The sequence below is a fragment of the Lentzea pudingi genome, from assembly GCF_014646255.1.
Classification (GTDB): domain Bacteria; phylum Actinomycetota; class Actinomycetes; order Mycobacteriales; family Pseudonocardiaceae; genus Lentzea; species Lentzea pudingi.
The window spans coordinates 1,271,713-1,277,804 of record NZ_BMNC01000001.1; the positions used below are offsets into that span (position 1 = coordinate 1,271,713).

The window sequence follows — 6,092 nt, forward strand, 5'->3', positions numbered from 1 at the left end:
CTACTTGTCGAGCGACTCACGGGCCGCCAGCGCGGCGCGGCAGGCGTGCACGAAGTCCCAGAACACCTCGGTCGTCGTGTGCCGCCGGTCCGAGCGGGAGTTCTCGGCGAACATCGCCGAACGCAGGGGAGTGGTGAGCTCCAGCTGACCGCCCTGGCGCGACCTGGTGCGGTTCGCGATGTTCGCCCGGTCGTAGCCGCCCAGGATTGGGTGGTCGGCGGCGTCGACCGTGTGGAAACCCGCTCGCCGCAGCCGGGTGAGCAGCTCCAGGCGCAACAGGGCGTCGCGGCCGCCTACCAGCACCGCCCGGTCGTGGTCCTCCAGGCCCGCCGCCGCGGCCGTGCAGCCGTGCAGGCCCAGCGCGTGCGCCGCGCCCGACACCAGCTGCCGCGCCACGCGGTCGTCGCAGTTGGACGACGTCACGTGCAGCTCGTCGTTCGAGGCCGTGCGCAGGCCCTCGAACATCCAGTAGTCGTGGGTCTGGCCGATCGGCACGCGCGTGGAGGGGTGGTAGCCCGCGATCGCGAGGCACAGCTCCGACGTGCCGACCTCGATGCCACCGCCGTGCGGGGCGAGAACGACCGACGGGGTGCGGGGCCGGTGCCGCTTGAAGCGGCGCCGGTAGTCCACCCGTTCCACCAGTCGGGGATCGGCGTAGAGGTCGGTGTTGGACGAGTAGACGTCCGACGCCGTCCACTGTGGATGGGGTCTCATGGCGGGCGGAAGCCTACCGGGCGTCACCCGGACGGCCGCCGCCCGCCGGGTCGATCACGCGTCGATCTGCCGCGGGGCGTCCTCGCCGGCGGAGATGGCGATCTTGCGGGGCTTCGCGCGTTCCGCGATCGGGATCCGCAGCGTCAGCACACCCGCGTCGTACTGGGCGTCGATCCTGTCGGTGTCGAGGGAGTCACCGAGGAACAGCTGCCGGGAGAACACACCCAGCGGCCGCTCGGACACCTGCATCTCGACGTCCTTGCCGACCGGCCTGCGCTCCGCCTTCACCGTCAGCACGTTGCGCTCGACGTCGAGGTCGATCGCGTCCGGCGCCACTCCCGGCAGGTCGAAGGCCACCACGAACTCGTCCCCGTCGCGGTAGGCGTCCATCGGCATCGCCGTGGGCCGCGACCACGTGCCCGCCGACCCCAGCACCTGCTGCGTCAGCCGGTCGAGCTCCCGGAACGGGTCAGTGCGCATCAACATCTGACACCTCCAGCCATCTCTCGTAGGACTGTCAATGCGCTGCCCCACCGTTGTAACATGTCATCGGAACGATGACAAGTCCCCAGCGTCATCGGGAGGATGACATGCCGAACGACTACGACGCGGTCCGGTCCGCCGCCGCCGCGCCCGGCAACGCCACCGAGGTCCTCGCGGCGTTGATGCTGCTCAGACAGTTGCGCGACGAACTGTCCGGGTGGGAGCCCCAGCTCATCGAGGCCGCCCGCGCGCTGGGCACGAGCTGGGCCGATCTCGCCCCCGCCCTCGGTGTCGCGAGCCGGCAGGCCGCGGAGAAGCGCTACCTGCGGGTGCGGCGCACCGGCGAGCCCGGCACCGGCGACGAACGCGTCCAGGCCGAACGCGACCGCCGCTCCGGCGACAAGGCCGTCGCCGCGTGGGCACGCGACAACGCCGCCGTGCTGCGGGGCCTGGCCGCCCAGGTCGGCCCGCACGACGCCGCCGTGCAACGGGCACTGGGCGGTGAGGACGTCACGGACCTGCTCGCACCGCTCGCGCAGGCCGGCCCCGGACTGCGCGACGGGCAACCCGGCCTCGCCGACCGCATCGCCGACATCGGCGAGCGCACCGACCAGCTGCGCGCCGACGCGCGCCTGCGTCACCCACGCCCCTGAACGCGCCCCTGAACGCGGCTCAGAGCAGCGTCAACGTCCTCGCCCCGGCGTCGAGGTCCGCCGCCACGCCCATCGGCAGCGACCACGAGCCCGCGCAGTGACCGAACCCGAAATCACCCAGGATCGGCACGCCCAGCCCCGACAGGCGGTCGGCCAGCACCGCCGAGACGTCCCCGCAGTCCGTCCACGACCCGAGCACGATCCCCGACACCGGTTCGAACCAGCCCGCCCGCAGCAGCTGCGTCAGGATCCGGTCCAGCCGGTAGGCCTCCTCGCCGATGTCCTCGACCAACGCGATCGCGCCCGGCACCGGACGCGACCACCGCGGCCCGCCGATCGACGCCGCCAGCAACGCCGCGTTCCCGCCCGTGAGCACCCCACGCGCGCGACCGGGGATCACGGGGGTGCCGGCCGTCCACGACCGCACGCCGTCGAAGAGCACCTCACGCAGCCGCGCCTGGGCCAGCGGGTCGTCGACGAAGTCCGAGGTGCCGGGCATCGGCCCGAACACCGTCGGCTGCCCGACCGCGTTGAGTTCGGCGTGCAGCACCGTCACGTCCGACGAGCCCACGAACACCCGCGCCGGCAGGTCCTTCCACGGCACGAGGTCCGTCATCCGCAGACACCCGTAGCCGCCGCGCACGCAGAACACCGCCGCGACGTCCGAACACCACGCCGACACGAACTCCTCGGCTCGTGCCTGGTCAGAGCCCGCGAGATACGGCAACGACCACGGATCCACCACAGGTGTGGTGACCTCGAGCCCCCACGAGCGCAGCACCTGCGCGCCCGCGGCGATCCGCGAGGCCAGGGCCGGGCCGGCCGGTGACACCAGCGCGACCCGATCCCCGGCGAGGAGCAGGCTCACTCCGACAGGTCCAGCACCGGCACACCGGGCGGCACGAACCCGAACGCCTGCCCGTAGAACGACAGCTCCGCCTCCAGCGCCGTCTTGATGTTCTGCGCCATCCGGAACCCGTGCTGCTCACCCTCGAACGTCAGGTACGCGTGCGGGATGCCCGACCCGGCCAGGTCCGCCGCGAACCGGTCCGCCTGCTCCGGCGGGCAGATCTCGTCCTCCAGGCCCTGCAACAGCAGCACCGGCCCCGACACCTCCCGCGCCCTGCGCGACGGCGACCGGTCCCGGTAGCGGTCCGCGGCCTCCGGCAGCGTCCCGACCAGGCCCTCGACGTAACGCGACTCGAAGTCGTGCGTCTCGCCGCCCTCTGAGGTCCACCCCGCCAGGTCCAGGATCGGGAACGCGACCATGCCGCACCGGTAGACGTCCGTGGAGGTCAGCGACGCCGCCGACGTCCACCCGCCCGCCGAGCCGCCCCGGATGCCCAGGCGCTTCGGGTCCGCCGTGCCCTCCTGAGCCAGCTGCTGGGCGACGAACGCGCAGTCCTGCACGTCCACGACACCCCACTGCTCACGCAGCCGCTCCCGGAACGCCCGCCCGTAGCCGGTCGAACCGCCGTAGTTCACCGCCACCACGCCGATGCCGCGGCTGGTCAGGTACGCGATGTCGCTGTCGAGCTTGGGCAGCGCCCGCCCCGTCGGCCCGCCGTGCACGTGCACCACGTACGGCGGCAACTCGCCCTCGGGGCCCGCGAAGTCCGGGTTCGACGGCGCGTACACGTACGCCGGGATCTCCCCGAACATCCGCTCCACCGGCACCGGCAGGTACGCCGTCTCCGGCGACTCGTCCTCGCCGCCGGTCAGGTAGGTCAGCTCGCCGTTGGACAGGTCCAGCCGCACCACCGCGAAGTCCGACGTCGGGCCCGCCGCGCCGCAGATCACCACGCCGTCGCGCACCGACAGGTCCGCCGCCCACGTCGGCAGGTCGGTCTGCACGTCGGTCACGGTGCCGCTGCGCTCGTCGAGCACCGCGAGGTGCCCGGAGCGGACCACCAGGTAGCGGCCAGGGGAGAGTGTCGCGAACCAGCGGTTGCCCAGCCGCCACATCGGGCCGCCCAGCTCCTCCTCGCACGGCGCCAGGTTCACGCGCGTGCCGTCGGGGGAGACGCGGAACAGGTTCCACCAGCCGTCGGGGTCGGTCAGCGCCAGGAGGGAGTCGCCCTCCCACTCGAACTGGCACACCGCCTCGGTCTCCGAACCCGAGACGACGCGGTGCTCCGACGAGCCGACCTCGGCCACGCACAGCTCGGTGCCGTCCCACGGCATCTGCGGGTGGTTCCAGCCGATCCACGCGAACCGCGTGCCGTCCGGGCTGATCTTCGGGCCGGTCATGAAGTGGTGCGACGCGCCCAGCACCCTGACTTCACCCGCCTGGGTGATCGCCACCAGGTCGCGGCGCACGTCGGTGCGCGCCTCACCCGTGACGGTCTCCCGCACGCACCACACCTCGCCGTCCGGGCCCGCCGACAGGTCGGAGTACCGCACCCCGTGGTGCCGTTCCGGTGCCTCGGTCAGCGGCGTGGGCTCGGGCGAGTCCGGGTTGAACACGTAGACGCGCTGGTCGTCCCAGTGCGTGAACGCCACCCTGTCCTCGGCCAGCACGACGAACGGCCGCCCGCCGTACTCGTGCACCCGGTTGCGGGCGTTCCACGGCGCGGGCAGCACCTCCACGCCGTCGCGCACCAACGCCACTCTGCCGCCCTGGGCCGGCCGGCTCTCCGCCCACCACACCCGCTCGCCGTGCAGGTCGGCCCACTGGAACCCACCGCCCGGCTTCGACGTGTCGCCTGCCGTGATCGGCGAGGTCCAGGTCCCGTACGAAGCGATCTTCACCACAACCCGACCCTATACGCGGAGTGTTTGGTGGGGGAGGACCTGCCGACGATCTCCGCGTGGCCTAGGCTCGTTTCTGCCATGGCTCGCGTCATTCACGTATTCCGCGCACCCGACCGGTTCATCGCAGGAACCGTCGGGCAGCCCGGCGACCGCATCTTCTACCTGCAGGCTTCCGAGCAGAGCAGGCTGATCAGCGTCGCCCTGGAAAAGCAGCAGGTCCAGGTCCTCGCCGAGCGCATCGGCTCGTTGCTCGAGGAGGTGCACCGCCGCTTCGGCACCGACGTGCCCGACGACGCCCCGCCCGACGACCTCGACACCCAGCCCCTCGACGTGCCCGTCGAGGAGGAGTTCCGCGTCGGCACCATGGGCCTCGGCTGGGACGCCGAGTCCAAGGCGGTCGTCATCGAGCTCCTCGCCGTGTCCGAGGAGGAGGTCGACGAGGCCGTCGTGCTCGACGACACCGAGGAGGGCCCCGACGCCGTGCGGGTCTTCCTGTCGCCCTCGGCCGCCCGCGCCTTCGCCGAACGAGCCGACCGCGTCGTCAACGCCGGCCGCAAACCCTGCCCGCTGTGCAACGAACCGCTCGACGCGGACGGCCACATCTGCCCGCGCCAGAACGGCTACCGCCGCACCGAAGAAGACTGACGTGGACACCTCCGCGGCCCTGCGGTTGCTCGAACACGGCCGCATCGAGGTCGAAGGACGCCTCGTCGACGCCTCCAACGCCACCTTGTTCTGCAAGATCTCGTTGGACGGCGTCGACGCCCAGTGCGTCTACAAACCCGTGCGGGGCGAACGGCCGCTGTGGGACTTCCCCGACGGCACGCTCGCCGGCCGCGAGGTGGCCACCTACCTGATCTCCGCCGCGTCCTTCGGCGTCGTCCCCCCGACCGTGCTGCGCCCCGGCCCGTTCGGCACCGGCATGGTCCAGCTCTGGGTGGACACCCGCGAGGAGGACGAACTCGTCGACATCATCGGCGTCGACGACGTCAAACCCGGCTGGATCCCCGTCTTCCACGCCCACGACCGCTTCGGCGACCCCGCCGTCCTCGTGCACGCCGACCACCCGCGCATCGCCGAGATGGCCGCCTTCGACGTCGTCGTCAACAACGCCGACCGCAAGGGCGGCCACGTCCTGCACGCCCTCGACGGCTCCGTGTACGGCGTCGACCACGGCATCTGCCTGCACACCGAACCCAAACTCCGCACCGTGCTGTGGGGCTGGGCCCGTGAACCCCTGCCCGAGCCCGTCGTCGAGACGCTGCGCCGGCTGCGGTCGTCGCTGGACTCCGAGCTGGGCGAGACGCTGCACGAGCACCTCACCCGCGCCGAGGTCCGCGCCGTCGGCGAACGGGTCGAGAAGCTGCTGGCCGCCGGTGTCTTCCCCGAACCCTCCGGTGACTGGCCCGCCATCCCCTGGCCCGCGTTCTAGGTGTACTTGGTCATGAGGTTGGTGACTGAACGCGGCTGATGGGCGGGTGCCCGTCG

The 6,092-nt window shown here is 72.1% G+C and carries 7 protein-coding genes; 3 read left to right on the forward strand and 4 right to left on the reverse strand.

Annotated elements, in window-relative coordinates:
* Both IEY88_RS05790 and IEY88_RS05795 read right to left on the reverse strand, forming a co-directional pair.
* Positions 1 to 714, reverse strand: coding sequence for a poly-gamma-glutamate hydrolase family protein (locus IEY88_RS05790; RefSeq protein WP_189153442.1), 714 nt, complete (start codon positions 712 to 714; stop codon positions 1 to 3).
* 54 nt (positions 715 to 768) lie between these two features.
* Positions 769 to 1,200, reverse strand: a complete 432-nt coding sequence (locus tag IEY88_RS05795) for an Hsp20/alpha crystallin family protein (protein ID WP_189153443.1) — start codon at positions 1,198 to 1,200, stop codon at positions 769 to 771.
* Positions 1,201 to 1,304: 104 nt separating this feature from the next.
* Here IEY88_RS05795 and IEY88_RS05800 point away from each other — a divergent pair, with 104 nt between their 5' ends.
* Complete coding sequence (locus IEY88_RS05800) at positions 1,305 to 1,850, forward strand: HSP18 transcriptional regulator (RefSeq protein WP_189153444.1); 546 nt, start codon at positions 1,305 to 1,307, stop codon at positions 1,848 to 1,850.
* Positions 1,851 to 1,869: 19 nt separating this feature from the next.
* Here IEY88_RS05800 and IEY88_RS05805 read toward each other — a convergent pair whose 3' ends face one another.
* Complete coding sequence (locus IEY88_RS05805; protein WP_189153445.1) at positions 1,870 to 2,718, reverse strand: S66 peptidase family protein; 849 nt, start codon at positions 2,716 to 2,718, stop codon at positions 1,870 to 1,872.
* Positions 2,715 to 4,604, reverse strand: a complete 1,890-nt coding sequence (locus tag IEY88_RS05810; RefSeq protein WP_189153446.1) for a dipeptidyl-peptidase 5 — start codon at positions 4,602 to 4,604, stop codon at positions 2,715 to 2,717. Before IEY88_RS05810 ends, IEY88_RS05805 begins: the two co-directional genes overlap by 4 nt.
* A gap of 78 nt (positions 4,605 to 4,682) precedes the next feature.
* Here IEY88_RS05810 and IEY88_RS05815 point away from each other — a divergent pair, with 78 nt between their 5' ends.
* Together IEY88_RS05815 and IEY88_RS05820 are read left to right on the forward strand one after the other, a co-directional pair.
* Entirely contained in the window at positions 4,683 to 5,249 is a 567-nt protein-coding gene (locus tag IEY88_RS05815) for a DUF3090 domain-containing protein (protein ID WP_189153447.1), read from the forward strand.
* 1 nt (position 5,250) lies between these two features.
* A complete protein-coding gene (locus tag IEY88_RS05820) occupies positions 5,251 to 6,036 on the forward strand; it encodes an SCO1664 family protein (protein WP_189153448.1) in 786 nt (261 codons plus the stop codon).
* Positions 6,037 to 6,092: the final 56 nt, after the last annotated feature.

Coding starts and splice junctions, on each gene's coding strand:
- IEY88_RS05790 (WP_189153442.1), bottom strand. CDS start 714: ATGAGACCCCATCCACAGTGGACGGCGTCGGACGTCTACTCGTCCAAC.
- IEY88_RS05795 (WP_189153443.1), bottom strand. CDS start 1,200: ATGTTGATGCGCACTGACCCGTTCCGGGAGCTCGACCGGCTGACGCAG.
- IEY88_RS05800 (WP_189153444.1), top strand. CDS start 1,305: ATGCCGAACGACTACGACGCGGTCCGGTCCGCCGCCGCCGCGCCCGGC.
- IEY88_RS05815 (WP_189153447.1), top strand. CDS start 4,683: ATGGCTCGCGTCATTCACGTATTCCGCGCACCCGACCGGTTCATCGCA.